The organism is Mesorhizobium sp. ORM8.1 (assembly GCF_053005525.2).
The window spans coordinates 924,185-948,605 of the sequence record NZ_CM132600.1 but is presented as its reverse complement, the minus strand read 5'-3'; the positions used below and the strand labels follow the sequence as shown (position 1 = coordinate 948,605).

Annotated in this window: 17 protein-coding genes and 2 pseudogenes; 6 read left to right on the top strand and 13 right to left on the bottom strand. The window is 61.8% G+C overall.

All coding sequences use genetic code 11. From position 1 onward, the window contains the following. Nucleotides 1-126 precede the first annotated feature (126 nt). The 4 genes from ACVDG8_RS04885 to ACVDG8_RS04870 all read right to left on the bottom strand — a co-directional run bounded on the left by ACVDG8_RS04885 (nucleotide 127) and on the right by ACVDG8_RS04870 (nucleotide 3,110). Entirely contained in the window at nucleotides 127-807 is a 681-nt protein-coding gene (locus tag ACVDG8_RS04885; RefSeq protein ID WP_447253691.1) for a uracil-DNA glycosylase, read from the bottom strand. Next, nucleotides 807-1,403, bottom strand: coding sequence for a hypothetical protein (locus ACVDG8_RS04880; protein ID WP_447253690.1), 597 nt, complete (start codon nucleotides 1,401-1,403; stop codon nucleotides 807-809). The genes ACVDG8_RS04885 and ACVDG8_RS04880 overlap by 1 nt, the downstream gene beginning before the upstream one ends. A gap of 596 nt (nucleotides 1,404-1,999) precedes the next feature. Continuing rightward, a complete protein-coding gene (locus ACVDG8_RS04875; protein WP_447253689.1) occupies nucleotides 2,000-2,629 on the bottom strand; it encodes an Nmad2 family putative nucleotide modification protein in 630 nt (209 codons plus the stop codon). 7 nt (nucleotides 2,630-2,636) lie between these two features. Beyond that, complete coding sequence (locus ACVDG8_RS04870; protein ID WP_447253688.1) at nucleotides 2,637-3,110, bottom strand: TIR domain-containing protein; 474 nt, start codon at nucleotides 3,108-3,110, stop codon at nucleotides 2,637-2,639. Between the two features lie 214 nt (nucleotides 3,111-3,324). On the opposite strand from ACVDG8_RS04870, the gene ACVDG8_RS04865 reads away from it, so the two are divergent. Then, on the top strand, nucleotides 3,325-5,868 hold the full coding sequence (locus ACVDG8_RS04865) for a patatin-like phospholipase family protein (protein ID WP_447253687.1): 2,544 nt from the start codon (nucleotides 3,325-3,327) through the stop codon (nucleotides 5,866-5,868). 103 nt (nucleotides 5,869-5,971) lie between these two features. Here ACVDG8_RS04865 and ACVDG8_RS04860 read toward each other — a convergent pair. The 4 genes and pseudogenes from ACVDG8_RS04860 to ACVDG8_RS04845 all read right to left on the bottom strand — a co-directional run bounded on the left by ACVDG8_RS04860 (nucleotide 5,972) and on the right by ACVDG8_RS04845 (nucleotide 9,873). Then, nucleotides 5,972-6,215: pseudogene (locus ACVDG8_RS04860) on the bottom strand (MoaD/ThiS family protein). A 54-nt stretch (nucleotides 6,216-6,269) separates the two neighbouring features. Beyond that, nucleotides 6,270-8,533, bottom strand: a pseudogene (locus tag ACVDG8_RS04855) (xanthine dehydrogenase family protein molybdopterin-binding subunit). A 3-nt stretch (nucleotides 8,534-8,536) separates the two neighbouring features. Continuing rightward, the gene (locus ACVDG8_RS04850) at nucleotides 8,537-9,013 is read right to left on the bottom strand and encodes a (2Fe-2S)-binding protein (RefSeq protein WP_447253684.1); all 477 of its coding nucleotides are present in this window, start codon (nucleotides 9,011-9,013) and stop codon (nucleotides 8,537-8,539) included. After that, nucleotides 9,013-9,873, bottom strand: coding sequence for an FAD binding domain-containing protein (locus tag ACVDG8_RS04845; RefSeq protein WP_447253683.1), 861 nt, complete (start codon nucleotides 9,871-9,873; stop codon nucleotides 9,013-9,015). The genes ACVDG8_RS04850 and ACVDG8_RS04845 overlap by 1 nt, the downstream gene beginning before the upstream one ends. A gap of 381 nt (nucleotides 9,874-10,254) precedes the next feature. On the opposite strand from ACVDG8_RS04845, the gene ACVDG8_RS04840 reads away from it, so the two are divergent. The 4 genes from ACVDG8_RS04840 to ACVDG8_RS04825 all read left to right on the top strand — a co-directional run bounded on the left by ACVDG8_RS04840 (nucleotide 10,255) and on the right by ACVDG8_RS04825 (nucleotide 19,312). Next, nucleotides 10,255-11,325, top strand: coding sequence for a helix-turn-helix domain-containing protein (locus tag ACVDG8_RS04840; protein WP_455707566.1), 1,071 nt, complete (start codon nucleotides 10,255-10,257; stop codon nucleotides 11,323-11,325). A 271-nt stretch (nucleotides 11,326-11,596) separates the two neighbouring features. Continuing rightward, complete coding sequence (locus ACVDG8_RS04835) at nucleotides 11,597-12,877, top strand: hypothetical protein (protein WP_455707565.1); 1,281 nt, start codon at nucleotides 11,597-11,599, stop codon at nucleotides 12,875-12,877. Beyond that, entirely contained in the window at nucleotides 12,874-14,538 is a 1,665-nt protein-coding gene (locus ACVDG8_RS04830) for an autotransporter outer membrane beta-barrel domain-containing protein (protein ID WP_455707564.1), read from the top strand. The genes ACVDG8_RS04835 and ACVDG8_RS04830 overlap by 4 nt, the downstream gene beginning before the upstream one ends. Before the next feature lie 40 nt (nucleotides 14,539-14,578). After that, complete coding sequence (locus ACVDG8_RS04825; RefSeq protein ID WP_447253680.1) at nucleotides 14,579-19,312, top strand: autotransporter domain-containing protein; 4,734 nt, start codon at nucleotides 14,579-14,581, stop codon at nucleotides 19,310-19,312. Nucleotides 19,313-19,353: 41 nt separating this feature from the next. Here ACVDG8_RS04825 and ACVDG8_RS04820 read toward each other — a convergent pair whose 3' ends face one another. Continuing rightward, nucleotides 19,354-20,502 (bottom strand): amidohydrolase, encoded by a 1,149-nt coding sequence (locus ACVDG8_RS04820; RefSeq protein ID WP_447253679.1) that lies wholly within the window; start codon nucleotides 20,500-20,502, stop codon nucleotides 19,354-19,356. Between the two features lie 91 nt (nucleotides 20,503-20,593). Continuing rightward, nucleotides 20,594-21,238 (bottom strand): hypothetical protein, encoded by a 645-nt coding sequence (locus ACVDG8_RS04815; RefSeq protein WP_447253678.1) that lies wholly within the window; start codon nucleotides 21,236-21,238, stop codon nucleotides 20,594-20,596. Between the two features lie 387 nt (nucleotides 21,239-21,625). Here ACVDG8_RS04815 and ACVDG8_RS04810 point away from each other — a divergent pair, with 387 nt between their 5' ends. After that, the gene (locus ACVDG8_RS04810) at nucleotides 21,626-22,285 is read left to right on the top strand and encodes a glutathione S-transferase family protein (RefSeq protein WP_447253677.1); all 660 of its coding nucleotides are present in this window, start codon (nucleotides 21,626-21,628) and stop codon (nucleotides 22,283-22,285) included. Nucleotides 22,286-22,412: 127 nt separating this feature from the next. Here the strand turns inward: ACVDG8_RS04810 and ACVDG8_RS04805 are convergent, their stop codons facing one another. From ACVDG8_RS04805 to ACVDG8_RS04795, 3 genes are all read right to left on the bottom strand, one after another. After that, nucleotides 22,413-22,856 (bottom strand): hypothetical protein, encoded by a 444-nt coding sequence (locus tag ACVDG8_RS04805; RefSeq protein WP_447253676.1) that lies wholly within the window; start codon nucleotides 22,854-22,856, stop codon nucleotides 22,413-22,415. 149 nt (nucleotides 22,857-23,005) lie between these two features. Then, nucleotides 23,006-23,542, bottom strand: a complete 537-nt coding sequence (locus ACVDG8_RS04800) for a hypothetical protein (RefSeq protein ID WP_447253675.1) — start codon at nucleotides 23,540-23,542, stop codon at nucleotides 23,006-23,008. Beyond that, the gene (locus ACVDG8_RS04795; protein ID WP_447253674.1) at nucleotides 23,539-24,372 is read right to left on the bottom strand and encodes an SPFH domain-containing protein; all 834 of its coding nucleotides are present in this window, start codon (nucleotides 24,370-24,372) and stop codon (nucleotides 23,539-23,541) included. The genes ACVDG8_RS04800 and ACVDG8_RS04795 overlap by 4 nt, the downstream gene beginning before the upstream one ends. Nucleotides 24,373-24,421 lie beyond the last annotated feature (49 nt).

Below are 24,421 nucleotides of genomic sequence, written 5' to 3'. Positions count from 1 at the left end.
GACTAGTCGCTGGAGTTTGAAATACCGAGGCTGGGGCGAGAGGGTGAAATCGTGGCGGCCTAGCACGGCTATCAATCTCTAGATTAGAATCTGCTCTCGCGCGAAATGCATCGGAAGCGGAGCAGGTCAGTTCGCCCCAGGAAACATCGACAGTTGTGCATCGTTTGATTGCGAGGAATCTAAATCGTAGATGGCCCGCATACCGTTCACAAATTCAGCTTGGCCGCCATAGCTTGGGTGGCGAACTTGGACAGCTGCGATGCCCAAATCCGCAAGAGCAGATTGGGCGTCGCGACCAATCGCAACAACATGCTTTGGTTGCAGAGTCGCGATCAGCCAAACAAGAAGCGGTCGACAGGCTTCGCGCTCTGCCCTTGTATGACATCTGTTGGTGAGGGGATCATGCGGCTCGTGAGGGTGAAGAGGAAAGACATTCCAAAAGAAGACAGGGCGGTTGATCCTCTTCACCATTTGCCAGATTACAGTCGCTGTTCGTTCGACAACCACAGGGCCCTTCGTTGCACGAACAAGTGGCAGATCGCCATAAAGATCTGAGTGGTCGGACAAGTGAGCTTCGTCGGTGAGAGCGAGACCGGTTCGCCTTCCCCCTCGATAGCCAAGATCTCGTGCAATCCATAAAGAATCGACAGATGCAGCAAGGGCAGCATCAATCACGAGCTTCAGGTTTCTTTGTCGAATAAGCGGAGCGTCATCTTGATCAAACGCGGTGCATCCCTCGGAATACGGATTGAATGTGTCTTTGAACCGCAGCCTGGCTAAAGTTTCCACAAAGGACGATGGGTTCATCAGGCCATTTCCTCTATGCTCAAGCTGCGAGATTTTAGGTCCATTTTCAGAATCCCGCGACGATGCGTTCGCAAAAATCTGAAGGCTCTATTACCCTGTAAAATTGCATCTTCCCACAACCATAGTGGGCATCTATCGACCTCATAGCCGCGTACGAACTGGCGAACATTTTTCAAGAAAGTGAAGCTGAGATCGCCTGGCCTTTGCCCATCGAAGAAATCGAAGTCCTTAGCGGTGCCGAATACATAGGTAGCCACTCCCTCCTCAATCAGGCCGGCCCTGGCACCATCTTGCCCCTCATCAACTCTTGCTTCACTTTTGCGCTTTCGCCGGAAAAGGGCACGGGTGACGGGCGACCATCCAAGAACTGCCGCGTAGGCATAATGGAAAGCGTCGTGGAACCGGTAGTCATCGGGTCGCATGATATTGTCGGTGAGTCTGTCCCCAATGAAAAGACCGTTGCACCGTTGCAATACATAACGTTTGCCGTTCGCGGCCTCCCGCTCGTAAATCTCGATTGTGAGATCTCTGGAAGCTGCTCCTCTTCGGGATACTGACCGTCGAACAAGGGAGGAAACGTTCTTTCGCTCGGCCAACGATCAGCCGCCTTCTCTAGATTCTGCAAGGCGGCTGTTTCCAGCGTGACGCCGGCTTCATTGGCCGCGACTATAAGCAGTCGGAGCACGTTTCGAAGGTCGGCCACAAATCTTTGCCTGTCGCCGTTGTGGCTGCTGTCAACCATGCCGCCAGCCAGTGAACCAGCGGCTGCGGCTAACGCTAACAAGGTTCGCTCAAACTGGCCTGCAGGGCTATTTAGCTCTAGCACTCGTTGAGGTTGCAACGCCGAAAACGAAACCTCGTCGTTTGTCGCAGGCGATGACCGATCTTTGTCTACGACCAGTGCAGAAAGAGAAATCCCAGCGAGGCGGGCGATGGTCGCTAGATACCAAAGAGTATCGCCTAGCTCCTCGAGAACGGTTCCTTCATGGTTTACGTACGCGGCAGAATCGCGCTGCTTCTTTTTGACCTCACTTAGCAAACTCCCTATTTCGCCCACGAGCCCGAGGGTATGCAAACCGAGGCCTTGGTCCTTCGCGCCAAGTCTGTCGGTTCGCAAAGCTCGAACCTGATACTCGTTGAGTCCCAACGCAGATGGCGCTTGCATATTTACCCCCGATTTTGTTTGCAAACGTCATGCTTGGCGACGAAGGCTTAGCCACTCGAAAGGCGGTCCCTGATATCCCCAATCGCCAAGTGACTGAAGCCAGGTCTTGAAGTCTTCTTCGAGAGACACGTCGTCGAAACGCGATCGTCCTCGACCGGTGTGGACCATATGCCTGCCACCAGCGTCTCTAAGCGTTTGCGGAATTTTTGGTCCATTTCCCCCGTAGTAGACAAATTTATCACTTACCAACACACGGTTGACCCCAGTATCACGTGTAACATGCTTCGGATTGGTAGTTCCGTCGGGCAAACTGTGAAAAGAATCCCGTTGTGCCCAGGGGCCAGGAAGTGTGGTGCGCGAATAGATATTATCGCCACAGCTCTGTTTTCGGCTCCCCGTCCGGTACGGCTTCTTCCTGCTAAAGCGCAGATCGGAATCGTATTCGTCGAACGTAAGGGTTTCCGTTACCAGCATGGCGTAGACCATTTGGCCTTCGCGCCTGACACTTTTGTCACCGCTCCCGCATCCGACTACCCAATCGCCAATGGAGGCGTGCTGACGAATATCTGGCTTGCAGGTTGCAAGTGTGCAAAATCCATAGAATGGATTTGGCGCAAAGCCACTGTCATAGCGAACAACATAGGAATGAAGCGACATTTGAAACTCAGCAGGGATGGCGCTTGAGAGATACAGCCGATGTCGGGCTTCCTTCCGTCGTTTCCCATTCATCCTTTTCTGCAACGATAGCGTCGATGATGGAGTTTCCATGCCAACCGACCATTGCGTCTCCATACTCTAAAAGCGCCTCTGGCAGCTCACAATCCTTGGCGCCCTGTTCCCAAACACCGACGATTCGCTTACCGAGCTTGGCGGCGTACTCGATTTCCCAGTTGACCCATTCGCTGTTTTTTGTATCAGGTGATACATAAACCAACAATGTTCCCGCCCATTTTATCTGTGGTGCAAGAATCTCGCTTTTTATATATGATTCGCTTTTAGCTTGATTTGGATTACTTGAATTTATTGACGAATCACGAATATCCATTCCGTTATTGGCAAGGAGTTGTTTAAGTTTTGAAAGACCTGCGTCGTCTTCGTGAATATGACTTATGAAGACGTTATTTACGTGCTTAGCCATCCAAGTCCCCTCCGCTACCCATCGCAATATTGCCATGTCGGTAAAAATGTACAAGGGCCTTAAATCTAAAGGCCCAATCTTCCACAAGTGCTACAATTGAAGAGCTCTCAACAAGCGGATTGGCGAGCGTCGTGGATGCCAATATGATGAAGCTGCAAAGAAAGTGGGGGGCGTCTTGAGTTCGAAAGCAAAAAAAACGACTTGGAGGGGCTGCTTGGCTGACTCGAGCGAAGGTCCGTCAGGGGTTTTCGGTCCAGATTTCATGCGTGAGTTTGGCGATCGGTTATGGGCGCCCTCTGAGGCGGATATGTTGGCCGCCCACGAGCTTCACATCGAGCTGATATCCCGAATTGCCACGCAACCACTAGGATACGCGAGTGGTGTTGAGAAAAGAGCGTTAGGAAGCATCTTTGAAATTTTTGGAAAAGCGCGGGAAATCACCAAGGGTAATCCCAAGTGCCAAACTTTTGAGACTATCGTCTGGCACGTATTTAATGCCTACGTTCGACCATTCACGGCGAAATGGCATGCTAAGAGCGAATCTGGGGAGTTGAACGCGCTCGATAGTAGTGATTTGTTTCGAGCAGAACTCGAAGTAACTCAGAACAGCTTAGTTGCGCTGGATAATGTTCTGACGCTGATTCGCGGCACCGAAGGCATATCGGCCATCGCTATCGGACGTCCTATCAATCAATCTCTGAAGCGAGAGATGGAAAGGCTCGTTGGCTGGCGCCCGATGGGTGAAGTCAGGACGGACGGCGCATCCGCTCTAAGTTCGTCGGAAGAAGCCAAGGTGCGAGAAAGGCAGAGTTGGTATGGAATTTCTGCGAGAGATTGGGCCGCAGGATTGGCGCTTTCGGGCGGCGGTATAAGGAGCGCGACATTCGCGATGGGGGTTTTGGTCGCGCTATCAAAGAGAGGGTTACTGGAGCAATTCGACTATCTTTCCACTGTCTCTGGCGGCGGCTACACTGGGTCCTTTTTGACGCAGTTACTTGGGGGTACAATATCGAAAGAGAATTTGAGTCTCAGGCAAGAAGATTTGCCGTTCAAGCGAACTGAAGGGGAATCCGAGCTTCTACAGCGTATACGCCAGGGGGCGAGTTATCTGTCAGGTTCCGGATGGGAGCGTTTTGCAGTCGCGATGGCGCAGGCACAGGGCGTCCTTTTGAATGTCTTCTTTGTCTTTTGTTTTGTAAGCAGCTTCGCGTACTTTGACTACGTAGCTCGCCAGCTCGTTACTGAGTCCGTTTGGAGAGGCTTGGCCCTTGCCTCGTCGGCTGGCTTAGTTGGGCTATTTCTCGGGATGCCGATTGCCCGTAGTTGGGCGAAGAGGTCATTAGCCGGAAAAGATAGGTCAATGGCCTTGATAGGCGCATTACTTCTTTTGCCGTCACTGTGGTGTATGCTTGGCATTGTTCACTGGGCGAGTAATTTTATATCGGATGTTAGTTATAGGGCGGATTCTCAAGGTATAAATCAGTTATTCTTGATATGGACTGTTATAGGATCTACAGTTATATTGTTTGCTGTTGTATTTTCATATATGAAAATTCTTAGGCCGATGATTTTGTCGATGACAAGTTTAATATCAATCATTGTAATAGAAGCTATTGCTTATGACATGTTTATATGGTCAGGTGTTGAAAACGCTACGGTATTTGTTGCGACCATGGTGATTTTCGCAATTTTTTTGTTTTTTGTTATAGATATAAACACAACATCTCTCCACGGATATTATCGACTTAAGCTTTCGCAGTCATTCTTGATAGATGACAATTTCAACGCTGCCACAGCGTTGAAGCTAGGGAACGTAAACGGATCGCGCACATTTTTTCCAATATGGAATTGTGCATTGAACGTACCCGGGTCAACCGATCCAAGGATGCGTGGTCGCCAAGCCGATCTTTTTTCATTCACGCCCGTATCGGCAGGCGCGACTCTAGTTGGGCACTCCTCTATCCAGGAATGGGAACAAGCGAATCCGACCATGGATCTTGCCACTGCCATGGCTCTCTCTGGGGCTGCGCTTTCGCCTCAGATGGGGCTACGCACTTCGCGATATGGCAGTTTCTGGTTGACGCTCCTGAACCTTCGTCTGGGAGCCTGGCTGAAGAATCCCGGAACTAAGGCCAAGAGTAGGAAATTTCCGAACGCCAGAAATTTATTTCAAGAGCTTTTTGCCACGGCAAATGAGCACGACGCCTTTCTTCAGATATCAGACGGAGGGCATATTGAGAACCTAGGGGTATACGAGCTGTTACGTCGCCGATGCCGCTTCATCGTGGCAGTCGATGGTGAGCAAGACGAGAAGATGACTTTCAACGCACTTACAAATCTTCAACGCCTTGCGTATATTGATCACGGAATAATAGTCGAGGCCAATCTCGAGGACTTACGGATTACTGAAAAAGGTTTCAGTAGGTCGCACTTTAGGTTTTGCCGAATAAGGTACCCGTTGGGCAATTTAGATCAACACGAGGAAATAGGATATCTTGTTTATCTAAAGCTATCTTTGACTGGAAATGAGGGGGAATTTATCCGGCGCTACAAGCTTGATGAGCCTGCGTTTCCACATCAGTCGACGGTCAATCAGTTTTTTACCGAGGTTCAATTTGAGGCGTATCGTGCGCTGGGCGAGCATGTTGGCGACAAGATGTTTCTCACGGCAATCACAGGGTTGCCGGAACACGAAAAGCTTGACTTAGAGCGGTGGTTTCAGAGCCTAGGGTACAGCTTTCTCGACCCGCTAATCTGAGGATGGTTCAGTGCCTTAGTTGAGCCCAGATGTTGGCTTCCGTTGTAGTGCGAGGCGCATTTGTATGCACGATTCGGCGGATCCTCCCCAGCCGCCCCCCCCATTAACCCCCAGCGAGCCTTGGCAGCAGAAAAATCTCCGCCCCCTCCGGCAGCTTCTTCCCCACGTATCCCGATAAATCACCCCGTCGATCGAAACCGCGATCCCCTTCTCGATCCACGGCTCCAGCGCCGGATACTGCTCAGCCAGTTTCCGGAACAGCTCCCTGATATCCCGCGCCTCGACCTCGACCTTGCTTTGGCCCCCGCGAGCTGGCCGAGCGCGCCCCAAAGCGTCACCTCGACCATGAGGGATAATTCCCATACGACAGTGGCTGAAAGCTGCTGCGCACCTTTCAGCCTTTACCCTTCCCGTTCCGCCTCGATCGCCGCCAGGATCCTCGGCGGCGACATCGGGATATGCGTCATGCGCACGCCAGCTGCGTTCGAGACCGCGTTGGCGATCGCCGCCAGCGGCGGCACGATCGAGGTTTCGCCGACGCCGCGCACGCCATAGGGGTGGTTGGGGTTGGGGATTTCCAGGATCTGCGTGTCGATCATCGGCAGGTCGGAGCAGACCGGGATGCGGTAGTCGAGGAAGCCGGCGTTCTGCAGCCGGCCGTCCTTGCCGTAAATATACTCCTCGTTGAGCGCCCAGCCGATGCCTTGCGCGGCACCGCCCTGGTATTGGCCCTCGACATAGGTCGGGTGCACCGCCTTGCCGGCGTCCTGCACCACCGTGTAGCGGATCACCCTGGTCGCGCCGGTCTCGGGGTCGATCTCGATGTCGCAGATATGGGTGGCGAAGGAGACGCCGGCGCCGTCGGCGACCAGCTCGCTGTGGCCGGCGATCGGCCCGCCGGTCTTGCCGGATTGCGCGGCGATTTCCTTCAAGGAAAGCGGCGAAAGGTTGCCGTATTTCTCGCCCCTGGCGACCGCATGGCCCATTTCCCAGTGCACGTCGTCGACCGGGATATCCCACATCTGCGCGGCGCGATCCCTCAGGATCTTGATTGCGTTGCGGGCGGCCGAGATGGTCGCCATCGAGGACGAGAAGGTGCCGCGGCTGCCGTCGGTCATGTCGTTGTAACCGAGCGAAGAGGTGTCGGCGACGACCGCCTTGAGCTGCGAATAGTCGATGCCGAGCTCTTCGGCGGCCACCAGCGACAGCGACGCGCGCGAACCGCCGACGTCCACCGTGCCGACGGCCAGTGACACCGAGCCGTCCATGCCGATGTTCAGATCCACGCAGGTCTGGCCGCCGAAATTGAACCAGAAGCCGCAGGCCATGCCGCGCCCCTGGTTCTTCTTCAGCGGCGCCTTCATATGCGGATGGTGCTTTGCCGCCTCCAGCGTCGGGCCGATGCCGATCGGGCCATAGACCGGGCCGTAGGAGGAGCGGGTGCCTTCCTGCGCGGCGTTCTTGATGCGGAACTCGACCGGGTCGATGCCGAGCTCCTTGGCGAGCTCGTCGACAGCGCTTTCCACGGCGAAGGCCGCCATCGGCGCCGAAGGCGCGCGATAGGCCGCGGTCTTCGGCCGGTTGACCAGCACCTCGTAGCCGACGGTCTTGACGTTATCGAGCTTGTAGCAGGCAAACGCCGTCATGGCGCCGATCTCGGCCCAGGTGCCGGCATAGGGCCCGCTGGTGTAGCGCAGCGTGGCTTCGGCCGCCGTGATGGTGCCGTCCTTGCGGGCGCCTATTCTGACGTCGATCGAGGTGGCGCTGGTCGGCCCCGAGGCGCGAAACACCTCGTCGCGGGTCATCACCAGTTTTACCGGACGTCCGGCCTTGCGCGACAAAGCGAGCGCCACCGGCTCGGCCCAGACATGCGTCTTGCCGCCGAAACCGCCGCCGATCTCCGACGAGGTGACGCGCAGCTTGAGGCCTCCATGCCCAGCAATTGCGCGCAATGCTGGCGGTAGACGAAATGGCCTTGCGTGCACACCCACAATTCAGCCGTGCCGTCGGAACTCACGCTCGCCACGCAGGCATGCGGCTCGATATAGCCCTGATGCGTCTGCTCGGTTTTATACGAGCGCTCGATGATATGGTCGGCGTGGCCGAAGCCGACATGCACGTCGCCATGGCCGAACTGGCTGCGCTTGGTGACGTTGGAGGGTTTTACCGGCTTCTCCTCGAGACCCTCGGTGAATACAGTGTCGTTGATCAGCGGGGCATGGTGCTGCATCGCCTCGTCGACATCGGTGACATGCGGCAGCACCTCGTAGTCGATCTCGATCAGCTTCAGCGCCTGCCTGGCGGTGCGCGCATCGACGGCGGCCACCGCGGCCACCGCATGGCCGTCATAGAGCGCCTTGGTGCGCGCCATGCAATTGTCGAGGATGTCGTACATGCCGGCATCGCCGTCGGTGAGGTCGGGCAGGTCTTTCGCCGTGATCACCGCCTTCACGCCCGCGAGCTTTTCCGCTTTGGAGGTGTCGATCTTGCGGATGATCGCATGGGCATGCGGGCTTCTGAGCACGCGGCCGACCAGCTGTCCGGCCATGTTGAAGTCGGCGCCGTAGCGGGCGCGGCCGGTCACCTTGTCGATGCCGTCGGGACGGATGGGCCGCGTGCCCACGGAGGCGAATTTGCGGCCTGAAAAGCGCGGATCGAAATTCATGGCTCAGGCTCCCTTCATTACGTTTGCGGCGTCCTGGACGGCGCGCACGATCTTGTCATAGCCGGTGCAGCGGCAGAGATTGCCGGCGAGGCCAAAGCGGATTTCCTCCTCGGTGGGCGAGGGGTTCTTGGCCAGCAGGTCCTTCGCTGCGATCAGGAAGCCCGGCGTGCAGATGCCGCATTGCAGGGCGGCATGCTCCAGGAATTTCTGCTGCAGCGGGTGCAGCTGCTCGCCATGCGCCATGCCTTCGATGGTCTCGACCTTGCGCCCTTCCGCCTCCGCGCCCAGCACCAGGCAGGAGCAGACGAGACGGTTGTCGAGAATGACGCTGCAGGCGCCGCAGTCGCCGGTGCCGCAGCCTTCCTTGGCGCCGGTCAGCCCCAGGCGGTCGCGCAGCACGTCGAGCAGCGTCTCGTCGGGCTGGCACAGATATTCGACCGTATCGCCATTGATCGTCGTTGAAACCGCTATGCCGGCCATCATTTGCCTCCCGCGCGCTTGTAGGCGGTAGCGGCGACACGTTGCGCCAGCACACCCGCGACTTTCCGTCTGAATTCGATTGTGCCGCGCTTGTCGTCGATCGGACGGCAGGCGCCCGCGCAGATTTTTGCCAGCCGCTCCAGCGTCGCTTCGTCGAGCTTGGAGCCGATCAGCACCTGCGCCGCTTCCTCGACTAGAAGCACGGTGGGCGCGGCGGCGCCCAGCGCCACACGCGCGGTCTTGATCGCGCCCTTGTCGTCCAGCGTCAAATTGATGCCGGCGCTGACCACCGCAATGTCCATCTCGGTGCGCGGAATGAAGCGCAGATAGGCGTCGCCCGCATGCGCCGGCCGCTTGTCGAGCAGGATCGCCTCGACGATCTCGCCCTTGGCCAGAGACGTCCGGCCAGGCGCCGTCGGCACGCTCTCGACGGCAATGGTGCGCTTGCCCGACGGCCCGGCGACGATGGCCTTGGCGCCGGCAGCCACCAGCGCCGGCACGCTGTCGGCGGCGGGCGAGGCGTTGCACAGATTACCGGTTATCGTACAACGGCCCTGCACCTGTTTGGAGCCGATCAGCTTCGCCGCCTCGACGACGCCCGGCCAGGCTTGTCTCAGCGCCGCATTCTCGCCCAGCACCGCGCAGGGCACGGCCGCACCGATGCGAAAGCCGTCCGGGGTCTGCTCGATATCGCTGAAACCGCCGATATGCTTGATGTCGACGATCAGCTCCGGCTCGATGAAGCCACCCTTCATCCTGACCAGAAGGTCGCTGCCGCCGGCCAGGATGGCGGCCGGCCCAACCGCCTTGGCGAGCTCGCCGACGGCATCTTCGATTGAAAGCGGACGTATGTAACGCATCGTCTCCCCTTATTCCGTGCAATGTCGCCGACCGTTATGAGGGGCCGGGCTATAGCGACCGTTATAAAGCCTCTGTTTATAATGACCACCCGCTACGTGGCACGCCGCGATTGGGCCAGAGGCGGCAGAAGTCGGTCCAACCGCAACCGCCACGCGTTCCACCGGCACGCGCTGCCACCGGCGATGGAGTTTGCGGCCAGCGATCCCGCCACACCCGTCACTCACCCCCAGGCGCGCAGGCGCGGCTATCTCCTCCATGAACCCGTTGCAAGGAGACAGCCGGCGCAGACGGTGTTCGAGAAGATGCCGTGAGGCCGGCGTCCTTGCAAAATCGCGAGGCGTTAGGCACGTTGGTCCGCCAGCTTTGGAGCAAGCCGCCGCATGGATTCGCCAGCGCCACAATCGGTCCGCCGTGCGCCGAACCGCCTGAACCTGTCCATCCATGCCGGCAATGCGCGTGAGTTCGAGCTTTGGCAGTCGGGATATGCCCCGCTCTACGAAATGGACGCCGAAAGCCCCGCGGCCCGCCCGTCGTTCAGCGCCGGGTTGACGAGCTACAATTTGGCGAACGTCGTCATTATCGACGGATACTCCTCAGCGGAGACCCTGGAGCGCACGGCGCGCACGATAGCGCGCAGCAACATCGACCACATCAGCCTCACGCTCCGCTCGCAGGGCGGGTTCGGCCTCGACGTCGAGGGGCGCGCGAGCGAGGTCCACACCGGCGATCTGTGCGTCCTCGACATGACACGTCGCAGCATATTGCGCTCGTCCGACTACAAAAGCCTGACACTCGTTTTGCCGAGGACATTGCTGGAGCCGTATATTGCCGATCTCGACGCGCTTCACGGCAGGATCCTGCCGAGGGCCAGCGCGCTGAACGCGATGCTTACCGCGCACATCCGCCAGCTCTACGCGCAGGCTCCCTCGCTGGCGCCGGCCGAGATTCATGCCGCCGCGCAGGGGACGGTAGCCATGGTCGCGGCATTTGCGGGGGCATCCGGCGACGGGCGCGACATGATCGCTCAAGTCGCCGCCGGTGCCTCGCTCAAAGCCTGCCGGAAGGTGATCGACGCCAATCTTCATGATCCGTCGATGGGCCCGGAGTTCCTGTGCGACAAGCTCGGCGTGTCGCGGGCGAAGCTCTATCGCATGTTCGAACAATTGGGCGGTGTCACCCTGTATATCCAACGGCGGCGGCTGGCGCGCGCCTATCGGATCATAGTCGATCCGGCGCATGCTCGCGAGCGCATCAGCGCCATCGCCGCTCGGTGCGGCTTCGGCAATGTCTCTGTCTTCAACCGGGCTTTTCGCCAGGCTCATGGGATGTCGCCAACCGAATTGCGCCTCGCCTCCATCAGCGGGGAGCTGGACGTGACCGAGCTGGTTGGCGATCCGGCCTTCAGGACCATGGGCCGCTGGCTTCGTGGTGAGGATGCAACGGCGACGTAGACCGCCCGTTTCCAGCGCCGAGGCTTTCGAATCTCCCTGTCGCTCACTCTGCTTGGCCCGCGCTTGCAGGAGAGCGGCGAAGCAGCCCGGCAACGCGCCGCGGGCCTTCGACAATCTTCGCCTCCATCCATCGTCAATGGCGGCGCGCCGCGCCGGTCCTGCTTTGCAAGGCGTCTCATTTTCTTGACCCGGCGTCTCATTCCTCTCTGCCCGCCTTGCAGGTCCGGATGCGTCTGCGAATTGTCCGGTGTGTTCAAGGGGGAGGCGGACGGTGGGCGAAACAGCGACGGCAGAGGGGCCAGATGAAAGTCTTGTGGTGGCTTGCGCGTGCCCGGCGCCCGCGCTGCCCGGCCGCCTGCGCCAAGGCCTGACGGATCGCGGTCGAGCCTTCCCCGATGCGCGCCGGCCCACCATGCGGCGAGGCATCACGCGAAGCGTAGCCCTTCTGCTTCTGGCAAGCACGACATTGTGGATCGGCCCCGCGCTGGCGGGTGGTGGGCGCGGAGGCCTCAACGCCAGCGGTGACGGCGGAGGAGACAGCGCGACCGGCGCCGGCGGCGGCGGTCAGAATGGCGGCGGCGGTGTCGGTGGTGGCGGCGGCGGTGGTGGCGCCGGCGTCACCGGCGGCACCGGAGGAACGGGCAGCAGGGCGGGCGGCGCCGGCGGCATCGGCGGACAGACGGCCGGAGCGGATGGCGACGACGGCAAGAATGGCCAATCATTCAACGCCTCTGGCGGCGGCGGTGGCGGTGGAGCGCACGGGTTCGTCGGTGTGGCGCTTCCGCAGACGGCCTCGACCGGCGGCGATGGCGGCAATGGCGGCAATGGCGCGGCAGGGGTCAGCGGCGGCGGTGGCGGCGGCGCCGGCGGCTATGGCGCGGTTGTCACCGGCGCCGACGCTTTTCGCGCGCTTGGCGTGGCGGTAACCGGCGGCAATGGCGGTGCCGGCGGCGGCGGCTTTATCGGCGGCGATGGCGGCAACGGCGGCATCGGACTGCTGTTCACCAATCTCGGCGGGGTCCAGTTCGCTATCGCCAGCGCTGTCTCCGGAGGCAACGGCGGGCTCGGTCGATCACTCAGCACAGGCGGCGCCGGCCTCGTCGGCGGCAATCTGACCTTCACCCTTTCCGGGACGATCTCGGGAGGTTTGGGCGGCGACGGCGTGACCCGCGCCAACAGCATCATCTTCACCGGCGGCGACAATTTCCTCACCTTCGCCAACCCGACATCCGGCCTCACCGGCGCCATCTCGGTCACTGGCTCGCTCACCTTCAATCAGTCGACGGCCGCGACCCTCGAGCAGGCCGTCACCGGCAGCGGATCGGTGACGAAAGCCGGCGGCGCCATGCTGATCCTGTCGGGAACAAGCACCTACACCGGCGCGACCACGGTAAGCTCGGGCACGCTCGGCGTGACCGGCTCGATCGCGGCGTCATCGCTGACCACGGTTGAAAGCGGCGCCCATCTTGCCGGAACCGGCAGCGTCGGCGCCACGGTGGTCAATTCAGGGGGATCCTTACGGCGGGTGACGGCACGCCGGGAACGTCGATGACCCTCTCCAGCCTTACGATGCAGTCGGGCGCCTATTACGGCGTGGTCGTCGATCCTGCAGCGTCTTCTTCCGCCACCGTCACCGGCAACGCCTCGCTTGGCGGCGCCACCGTTTTCCCGCTGTTTGCCAGCGGCAGCTATGTCGCCAAGCAATATACGATCCTGACCGCCGACAGCATCACCGGGAAGTTCAGCCCCACGGTCCTCAACGCGAACCTGCCGTCCGGCTTCCAGACCTCGCTCAGCTACGACGACACGCATGCCTATCTCGACCTGGAGCTGAGTTTCGTCCCGCCGCCGGGCACAGGGCTTTCCGGCAACCAGCAGAATGTCGCCGACGCCATCGTCGGTTACTTCGACACCAATGGCGGCATCCCGATGGTGTTCGGCGGCCTGACCTCGGCGGGCTTGACGCAGCTTTCCGGCGAGATCGGCACCGGGGCGCAGCAGGCGACGTTCTATGCCATGGATCAGTTCCTGGGCCTGATCACCGATCCGTTCATCACCGGGCGCGGCGGTGCGGCCGGCGGCGATCGCGACACCCAGGCCATGGGCGGCCTGGCCTATGCCGAGGAAGGCCCGGCCAAGCACGACGCCTATGCGGCGCTATCCACCGAGGCATCGCCCAACCAGCCTGTCGAGCGGCGCTGGCGCGCCTGGGCGGCCGGCTATGGCGGCTCGCAGCTGACCGACGGCGACGCTACTGTTGGGTCGAACGATACCCGGACCAATCTCTACGGCTTCGCCGTCGGCGCCGATTACAGCCTGTCGCCCGATACGGTCGCCGGCTTCGCCCTGGCCGGCGGCGGCACACGCTTCAGCGTCGATGGTCAGGGCAGCGGCCGCTCCGACCTGTTCCAGGCCGGCGCCTTCTTCCGCCACAATGCCGGCGCCGCCTACCTGACCGGCGCGCTTGCCTATGGCTGGCAGGACTTCACCACGGACCGGTTCGTGACCGTCTCCGGCACCGATCACCTGCGCGGCGAATTCGACGCCAATGCCTGGTCCGGCCGCCTCGAGGGCGGCTATCGCCTCGCCGCCGGCGGCATCGGCTTCACGCCTTACGCGGCGGCCCAGTTCACCGCCTTCGACATGCCCTCCTATGCCGAGCAGGCGGTCGGCGGCGCCGATACGTTCGCGCTGGCCTACAATGCCAGAAACCTGACCGACACCCGCGCCGAGCTCGGCCTGCGCCTGGACAAGTCGTTTGCGATGGCCGACGGCGACCTCACGCTGCGCGGACGCCTGGCTTGGGCGCATGACTTCAACCCCGACCGGAACCTGACCGCGACCTTCCAGACGCTGCCCGGCGCCAGCTTCGTCGTCAACGGCGATGGCGCGGGATTCCGCGCTGGTGACGGCGGCGGTCGAGAAGAAATGGCTGAACGGCTGGTCGGCGGCGGCAAGCTTCGAGGGCGAGTTCTCCGATGTCACCCGGTCCTATTCCGGCAAGGGCGTGCTGCGCTACGCGTGGTGATCCGGCGCGCGAGCCGGGCATGGCGCGTCCGAGTCGTCGGCAGCGGTTCCGGACAATGTCCATCCGGCCAGGCCGGCGCGCCCCTGCCGGCTCTGATTTGCAAGGCGTCTCATTTTCTTGACCTACGGTCTCATTCCCGCTCCCTTGCCTTGCCCGTCCGGGTTGCCCCGGTAAGGTCGCCATAAAAAAGCGGCGCAGGCTGCGAACTGGCCCTGGGGATCGGATTTGACCGGATCAATCAAACTTGCGCGCCGAAGGCCGGCGTCCCTTCTCCTCGCCCTGCGCGACAGTTCCTCGGTTGCGGTTCTCGGGCTGGTGTTTGCGGGCGCCACGCCCGCTCTGGCGGCGGAGACGGACTGGACCGGCAGCACGTCCAACGATTGGTTCACCGGCTCGAACTGGTCGGCCGGGGTGCCGGTCGCTGCCACCGACGTGGTGATACAGACCGTCACCCCAAACCCGACGGTGATCGGCGCCGCCGGCGCCCAGGCAAAGAACATCTTTGTCGGGCTGCCCGGAGCCGTGGGCTCCTTGACCATCCAGAATGGCGGAACCCTTGCTAATTTCGACAGCAGCATCGGTGCCTACACCGGTTCCACGGGCACCGCGACCGTGTCGGGCGCCGGCTCGCAATGGACCAGCGCCGGCAGCTTCTTGGTCGGCAATTTCGGCGATGGCACATTGACCATCGAGAACGGCGCATCCGTCAGCGATAATTTCGGCCTCATCGCGAGCGTCGTGGGTTCGACCGGCAAGCTGACGGTAACGGGCCCAGGCTCGACCTTGACCAATCTCGGCAACCAGAATGTCGGCAACTCCGGCAACGGCACGCTTTCCATCGAGGACGGCGGCAAGGTCACCGACACGTTGGGGCTGATCGGTGTCAATGCCGGATCGGTCGGTACCGCCACGGTCGACGGCACCAATTCGTCCTGGACCAACTCCAGCGATCTCTATGTCGGCATGGACGGCACCGCCACGCTGACGATCAAGAATGGCGGCAGCGTCAGCAACGTTGGGGGCCAGATCGGCAGCGGCGCCGATTCGACGGGCACGGCGACCGTCGAAGGCGCGGGATCCTCCTGGACGAATTCCGATGAGCTCTATGTCGGCAACTCAGGGACCGGCACGCTGGCCATTCAGAACAGCGGCAAAGTAAGCGATACCTACGGCTATATTGGCTACGCCGCCGATTCCACGGGCACGGCGACCGTCGAAGGCGCGGGATCGTCCTGGACGAATTCCGGTCAGTTCTATGTCGGCAACTCCGGCAACGGCACGCTGAACATCCTGAGCGGCGGCATAGTGAGCGACACCTACGGCTATATTGGCTACACCGCAGGTTCGACCGGTGCGGCGACGGTCGATGGCGCCGGATCGTCCTGGGCCAATTCCGGCAATGTCTATGTCGGCCTTTCCGGCGGCGGCACCCTGGCCATTCAAAACGGTGGCAAAGTAAGCGATACCTACGGCTATATTGGCTACGCCGCAGGTTCGACCGGTGTGGCGACGGTCGATGGTGCCGGATCGTCCTGGGCCAATTCCGGCCACCTCTTTGTTGGCGGGTCGGGCGTCGGTACGCTGACAATCCAGAATGGCGGCGCGGTCAGCAATGCTGTTGGCTATATCGGGTTGAATACCGGCTCGACCGGCACGGTGACGGTCGATGGCGCCAACTCGACCTGGACCAATTCCGGCGATCTCGTCGTCGGTAACTTGGGAACCGGCACGCTGAACATCCAGGACGGGGGCAAGGTCACAGATGCCAACGGCACTATTGGCTCGCTTCTAGGTGCGACGGGCACTGTGACCGTCGATGGCGTCAACTCCACCTGGATCAACTCCAGCGACCTCTATGTCGGCGTGGACGGCACCGCCACGCTCACGATCAAGAATGGCGGCAGCGTCAGCAACGTTGGGGGCCAGATCGGCAGCGGCGCCGATTCCACGGGCACGGCGACAGTCGAAGGCGCGGGATCCTCCTGGACGAATTCCGATGAGCTCTATGTCGGCAAATCCGGCAACGGTACGCTGACCATTCAGAACGGCGGCAAAGTAAGCGATACCTACGGCTATATTGGCTACGCCGCCGATTCGACGGGCACGGCGACCGTCGAAGGTGCGGGATCCTCCTGGACGAATTCCGATGAGCTCTATGTCGGCAAATCCGGCAACGGCACGCTGAACATCCTGAGCGGCGGCATAGTGAGCGACACCTACGGCAATATAGGCGACGCCGCAGGCTCGACCGGTAAGGTGACAGTGGATGGATCGGGCTCGACCTGGATCAATTCCGTCGACCTTCTTGTCGGCTTCTCCGGCAACGGCACATTGAACATCCAGAACGGGGGCAAGGTCACCGATGCTGCTGGCTCTATTGGCATTAACCCCGGCTCGACCAGCAGCGCGACAGTCGATGGCGCCAACTCGACCTGGATCAATTCCAGCAACCTTTATGTCGGCTTCTTCGGCACCGGCACGCTTTCCATCGAGGGCGGCGGCAAGGTCACCGACAAGTTCGGGCTCATCGGTGTCAATGCCGGATCGACGGGTGACGCCACGGTCGACGGGACCAATTCGTCCTGGATCAACTCCAGCGACCTCTATGTCGGCGTGGACGGCACCGCCACGCTGACGATCAAGAATGGCGGCACCGTCAGCAACGTTGGGGGCCAGATCGGCATCAACGCCGATTCGACGGGCACGGTGACGGTCGATGGCGCCGGATCGTCCTGGGCCAATTCCGGCAATCTCTATGTCGGCCTCTCCGGCGGCGGCACGCTGACCATCCAAAACGGCGGCAAGGTCGCAGATGCCATGGGCTATATTAGCTCCCTTCCAGGTGCGACGGGCACGGTGACCGTCGATGGCGCCAACTCAAGTTGGACCAATTCCGGCAGCCTCCATGTCGGCGCCTACGGCCTCGGCACACTGACAATCCAGAATGGCGGCGCCGTCTCAAGCACCAATGGCTTTATTGGCACCACGGGCGGCTCGCTTGGGAGTGTGACAGTGGATGGCGCGGGTTCTTCCTGGGTCAACTCTGGTCTTCTCAATATCGGCATTTTCGATACCGGTACCCTGACCGTTCGGAACGGGGCAACGGTCGATGTCGGTGGACCGCTCACCATCGCTTTTGCCGCCGGTTCGACGGGAACCATCAACATTGGCGCGGCTGCCGGCGACGCCGCAACCGCGGCGGGCACGCTTAGCGCGAACCAGGTGAATTTCGGCCTGGGCACCGGCACCTTGGTATTCAACCACACCAGCACGAGCTACGATTTTGCCGCCCCGTTGAGCGGCAACGGCAGCGTGCGCCAGTTGGCCGGCTTCACCAACCTCACCGGCAATTCGGCGGGTTTCACGGGCGCCACCACCGTCGAGGGCGGCACGCTGGCCGTCAACGGCTCGCTCGGCGGCACGCTCGACGTGCTTGCCGCCGGCCGCCTGCAGGGCGGCGGCACGGTCGGGAATACGGTCGTTTCAGGGACGGTAGCGCCCGGCAATTCGATCGGCACGCTCAATGTCGCCGGCGATATCGAATTCAAGGCGGGATCGACCTACGAGGTCGAGGTCGATGCCGCCGGGCAGGGCGACAGGATCGCCGCGTCGGGGACAGCCACTATCGACGGCGGCACCGTCGAGGTCCTGAACGCTCCGGGCACCTATGTCGTCGGCACCCGCTATACCATCCTCACCGCAGCCAATGGATTGGCCGGAAGCTTCAGCGATTTGACGCAGGCCGCGCCGCTGTCGACGCCGTTCCTGTCCTTCACGCTGGATTACGACGCGGGCGCGGCCTATCTCGACGTGACGCGCAGCGACCTGACCTTCAGTTCGATCGGCACGACCCCGAACCAGAAAGCTGTCGGCGGCGGCCTGGACAGCCTGCCGCTGTCGAGCCCGCTGCTCAACGCGGTTAGCCAGCTCGATACCGTGTCGGTGCAATCGGCCCTCGACCAGCTCTCGGGCGAGATCCACGCCTCCGTCGTCTCCGCTCTGATCGAGGACAGCCACTTCGTTCGGGATGCGGCGACGGAGCGGCTGCGCTCGGCCTTCGACACGGCCGGCGCGACCGAACTTCCGGTCATGAGCTACGCGTCCGGCGGTCCGGACCTCGTGCCCGCGACCACCGATCGCCTGGCGGTCTGGGGGCAGGGCTTCGGCTCCTGGGGCCACGCCGACGGCGACGGCAATGCAGCTCGCCTCAGCCGCTCGACCGGCGGTTTCTTCGTCGGCGCGGATGGCGTTGCGTTCGAGACATGGCGGCTCGGCCTCCTGGCCGGCTACAGCCGCACCGATTTCGACGTGACGGATCGTGGCTCGTCGGGCGAAAGCGACAACTACCATCTCGGTGTCTATGGCGGCACGCGCTGGGGCGATCTCGCCTTGCGCGCCGGCGCTGCCTACACCTGGCACGATATCCGCACGGACCGTTCCGTCGACTTCACCGGCTTTGCCGACAGCCTGAAGGGCGACTACCACGCCGGCACGGGGCAGGTATTTGGTGAACTCGGCTACGGCATCCGCGCCGGCGGCCTGGCCCTCGAACCATTCGCCAACCTCGCCTATGTCAATTTTCACAATGATGGCTTCATGGAAACCGGCGGCGCCGCCGCGCTATCGGGATCGGGTGGTTCGGCCAGCACAAGTTTCACCACGCTCGGCCTGCATGCCTCCAGCGATTTCACGCTGGGCGACGTCAACGCCACCGCCAGGGCAACGCTCGGCTGGCGTCATGCCTTTGGCGACACCACGCCGAGCCTCGCCATGGCCTTCGAAGGCGGCGCGCCATTCACGGTTTCCGGCGTGCCGATCGCCCGCGATGCGGCCGTGCTGGAAACCGGGCTCGACCTGGCTCTTTCTCCGTCCGCCAAGCTTGCGATCGCCTATAGCGCGCAACTGAGCTCGGGCAGTTCCGACCAATCGGTGCAGGCCAGCTTCGCCGTGAAGTTCTGACTTCTGAAAACAAGCCAATCGCCATCGGCCGACAGGGCCATTCACCCCAAGAGATTGCGCGCCGTGCGCATGAAAATCCGCGCGCCGATCGGGATCAGATCGTCGGGAAAATCATAGTCGGGGTTGTGCAGCGACGGGTATTTTTCGCCGGCGCCGAGGAAGAACATCGCCGACTTGGCGCTGTGGCCGAAAACGCCGAAATCCTCCGAGGCGCGCATCGGCAGCGTCGCCTCGCTGCGTACCACGCCTTCCTCGTCGAGCGCCTGGTTGAGATGCTCGACCGCATCGGGCGCGTTGATGCTGGCGACGAAGATCTCGTGATAGTCGAAGGCGACGCTCAGGCCATGCTTGGCGGCGATCCTGCTGGCCAGCGCTTCGGCAGCGGCGACCTGCTCGGCCATGCGTTCGTCGCGCCTGGTGCGCAGCGTCGCCCACACTTCCGCATGCGCCGGCGCGATGCCGAACACGGCCTCGCCCATGGTGCAATGGGTCACCGTCACCATGCCGAAATCGTCGTCGGCAAACGTGCCATGGCCGAGCGCGGGCAAGGCCGGCATCAGCTCGCTCACCGCCAGCATCGGCGAAATTCCGGTTTCGGGCATCGAGGAATGCGCGGTCTTGCCTTCAAAAATGATGCGCATGCCACGCGAGGCGCAATTGACCACACCATCCTTGAGCCGCACTTCGCCGAACGGCACGCCGGGCAGATTGTGCAGCGAAAAGGCGAAGTCAGGCGTGATCTCGTGAAAACGCGGATCGGCGACGACGCCGGCGGCACCATTGCCGGTCTCCTCGGCCGGCTGGAACATCAGCACGACACGCCCGTGCGCCGGCCGCTCGCGGCCGAACTGCCGGCCAAGCGCCGCCAGGATCGCGGTGTGCCCGTCATGCCCGCACATATGCGATTTGCCCGGCACCTGCGACGCATGCTCGACGCCCGAAAGCTCCTCGATCGGCAGCGCGTCGAGCTCGGAGCGGAACAGCACGGTCGGCCCGACCCGGCCGCTGTCATAGACCGCCGCCACGCCATGCCCGCCAAGTCCGGTCAGCACCTTGTCCGGCCCGGTATCGGCGAGGAAGGCGACGACTTCCTTCGCCGTGTTCTCCTCCTCATTGGAAATCTCCGGCTGCCGGTGCAGCTTGCGCCGCCATTCGGTCAGCTCGACGAGGTCCCGGTTGGTGAGGGTCATGGTGGGGCTCCCTTTGGCTTGCCGGTCACACAAACACGATAGGGTTTTTCGCGCGCCGTGCCATGGCGATCAATTCCGATAGGCCATCGGCCTAGGGTTTTGCCGGCTGACGCCCCACCAGCGGTAAAGCCAGGCCGAGGATGGCAAACACGAACAGGCCTCCAAGCATCAGCCACTGGATCATCACGGACCGCTCATTGTGCCCGAGCACGCGGTAGAGGCCGTTAATCTCGACCATCTCCCGCTCGGATAGCCGCTTCTTCGGCAAGCTCCGGTCGGTGTAGAAATACTTGGTCATCGCGTTGAATTCGAGCTCGCTGCCGACGAACATCTCGTTCGGGTCGATGTCCGACGTGACATTGCCCTGGTAGCTCAGTTCCTGCGTGGAGCGGATGTCGACAGTGTTGAAGTCAGGTTTGATCGCCCCTTCGTGGAACCAGCCCGGCGAGAACACCGACACCGCGCCTGAGCGGGCGAGATGCGTGATTGGCTGATTGACTATCGCGACTATCTTTTGTTGCGCCTGCGCGGTTTCACCATTGAGCGCCTCGATGTGCGGCAGCGTCCACAAAATGGCGAACGCAATCACGAACGGAATGCCCGCCAGGCCGGCTAGTCTAAGCGCAAAGCCGTTGCCACGCGTCTTCTCCTGCGCACGGACGGGCGGTGCCGCCGGCGTGCCGACAGGGCGCCCGCGTTGACCGAACGCGGCATTGGACGGGTTGGCAGCCTTCATCCACCTATTCTGGGCAGCGCGGGCTAATGCACCATTAACGGAGCGGTCCGCCGGGGCGCTCGTCGCGCTACTCTAGCGCCAGATGGCCACCCGCGCCGGCGCCAAGACTGTGGAAGTGCCCGGCAGCCACGCGGTCTATGTCTCCAATCCCAAGGCCGTCGCCGACCTGATCGAGCAGGCCGCCAAGAACTGAACGCAGATCTTCCCCCAAAGCCCGGGCGTCGGATGACGCCCGGGCTTGCTCCCTGGTCATAGAGGTCAGCGCGGCAGCCCTGATCGCGCGCCGTCAAAAATAGCGCAGTTGGAGTGTCGGGATCGCCGGCGCTCGTCCGTCCTTGGGCATGAACGGCGCCAGCCGCCGACGAGACCGCCAGCACGGAGCTTCCAATGACCCCGACCATCACCGCCTTCGAACGCTCGCCCGATCGCGGGGCGGGACAGGCGCGCGACATGCGCGTCCGCTGGGCGTTGGAGGAAGTAGGCCAGCCTTACGATGTCCGCCTCGTTTCGTTTGCGCAGATGAAGCAGCCCGCGCATCTGGCGCTCCAGCCTTTCGGGCAGATCCCGACCTACGAGGAGGGTGGCCTCGTCCTGTTCGAGACGGGCGCGATCGTCCTGCATATTGCGGAGCGCCACGTCGGTTTGCTGCCGCAAGAAGCCAACGCCCGGGCGCGCGCGATCAGCTGGATGTTCTGCGCGGTCAACACCATCGAGGCACCGATCCTCGAGCTGCAGGTCGCAAAGTTCGCAGAGGCCAACGAGAGCTGGAACGAGCAGCGCATGCCCATGGTCAAGGATCGCATCCGCGAGAGGCTCAGTCCGCTTTCCAATCGCCTCGGCGACGCCGAATGGCTCGACGGCGCCTTCAGCGCCGGGGACATCATGATGGTGACGGTGCTGCGCAGGTTGAACCTATCAGGCCTGCTGGATGAATATCCGAACCTTGCCGCCTATGTCGCGCGTGGCGAAGCGCGGCCGGCTTTCAAGCGGGCGTTCGACGCGCAATTCGCGGTGTTTAAAGCTTTGGAAGAGGGCGGTCGGCCGTAATAAACCCGGCCGGCTGTTTTAAGCTTGGAAGAAAAGTGGGGGCGACCGGCTGAAAAGCCGCTCGGCTGTTTTAAGGAAGAAAAGGAGGGCGACCGGCTGAAAAGCCGCTCGCCTGGGCTTGAGCGAATTACCGCTTCAGCGCGATGCTGATGCCGCTGAGATCGGCATTGACCTGCAGGCCCACCTGTCGGCCGGAGAGCTCGAGCTGCGCTCCCTTGTCATTGGTCATGACGATCACCTGGGCGCCTTTGCCGATCGTGCCGCCGCCGCCGGCAGCACCATAGACGCCGGTCACGTCGCTGGCGCGGCGAATGTGGCGCACGGTGCCCTGGAAATAGGTCTTGGAAGCGCCGAAGGCGAGGCCGCCCGAGACGCCGCCGACCGAGATCGGATAGCGTTTGCCATGGAAGGTCAGCGTGCCTTCGCCGCCGGAGCCGCCGATGAAGAAGGCCGCCTTGTAGACGGCGAAACGGATCGTGCCTGAATCGGCATGCGCGGCGCTGGCAAGGCTGACGCCCGCGGCGGCGATCGCCGCGACAGCGACGGAATGGAATCCGGACGAAAGGTTCATGGTGGCAACTCCTCAAGATGGCAGCATGCCCGGTCGTCCAGGCAGGTCAGCGTAAACACTTTTGGCCCGTCATTGGTTCCAGCCACGCGGACCGAATCCGATAGCGAGAAAGCAACGAGGCGAGTCGGATGGTGGACGCAATATGCTCCTCACGACAAGAACGTTTGCCGATCGTGCAATGTCGCCGTGATGGCGGCGATGCCCTCCTCGATTTCGCGTTTGCCGGCCAGGATCTTGTCGCCGGCGGCGCCTTCGACGATCGACCGCAACAGGTCCGCCTGGCCGACGAGAACCGCATCCTTGTCGGCGAGCGCGGCGAGTGTTGCGGCTTCCTGCCGGTAGCGCTGCATCATGCGGTCGTTCTCCGGCACCGGCTGGTGGCGGATCAGGCCTTCGAGCGCGCCGACCTCGCGGCCCAGCCGCTCGAGCGCCTGGGCATTGGCGACGATTGTCCCGTCGGGAAACGGATTGGCCCGCGTCGGCGGGGCAATGTTCTCGCGGCGGTAGCGGCTCTCGGCGTCGTCTATCGCCGCCCGAGCGCGCCCGAGCAGCGTGCACGCCATCTGGCGCACCCGCTGGTCGTCGGACCGCAACTGGTTTTCCTGGCGGTAGAAATTGTAGCCATAGCCGTAGAAAAGGTTGATGCCGACTTTTGCGAGCGGCCCGGCCTCGTAGAAGCGGCTCATCTGGTGGCGCCCACTTCATCGCCGAGCGGATAGAAGCCGGTCGGCTGGCCGCCGATCTGGAAGGGCACGCCGGCCGCGGCGTTGGGCGCCGAAACCAGGCCTTTGTCGGCCATGCGCAACGCCAAATAATAGCGCACCGCCTCGATCGGGCTGAGGCCGATCGCCTGCAGCGAGATCAGCTCGCGCATGCGCTCGTCGCGCGGCGTGATCAGCACCTTGAGGTCGTTGAGCATGATGCCGTAGACTTTTAGGAAATCGGTGAGGTGCAGCTTCACCGCCTCGCGCACATCGCTGATGCGCTCGTTGATGTTCTCCATCTTGGTGACCTGGATGATCTGGTTGATCGCCTGCTCGATGGCCGGTCCGGCATAGTCGGCGATTTCCTTGGTATCGATCACCGCGCCCGCGAAAGGCATGTGGGTGATGAGATCGAGCGCCTCTTCCTTGCTGTCGATGTGGATGTAGTAATCCACGACATAGGACATCTCGGCCATCTCGGCGCTGGTGGCAATGCCCTCGTTGCGCACCAGGAGCTTGGAGCGATTGATGTAGATGACTTCGTAGACCCAGGGCGACGAGCCGCCGAAAAATCCCTGGACGATCGAACCGACCAGCGGCTTGTCGGGCGTCTGCAGCGCATATTGACCGGTCTCGTAGACGTTGAGCACCGCGCCGCGCGACTTCAGGATGCAGAAATGGTTGCTTTCGACAGTCAGCAGCGAGCCTGAAACGATGCTCTCGTCGACGATCTTCATCGCCACGGTCCTGGTGCCCAATGCGTCCGTGCCGTCGCGCTGCAGTGACGTGATGACCTGTCTGGTGATAGCCATTTTGAATTGCCCTCCGTTGTGTTGAAACCGTCGATTTGCGGCTGAGCGG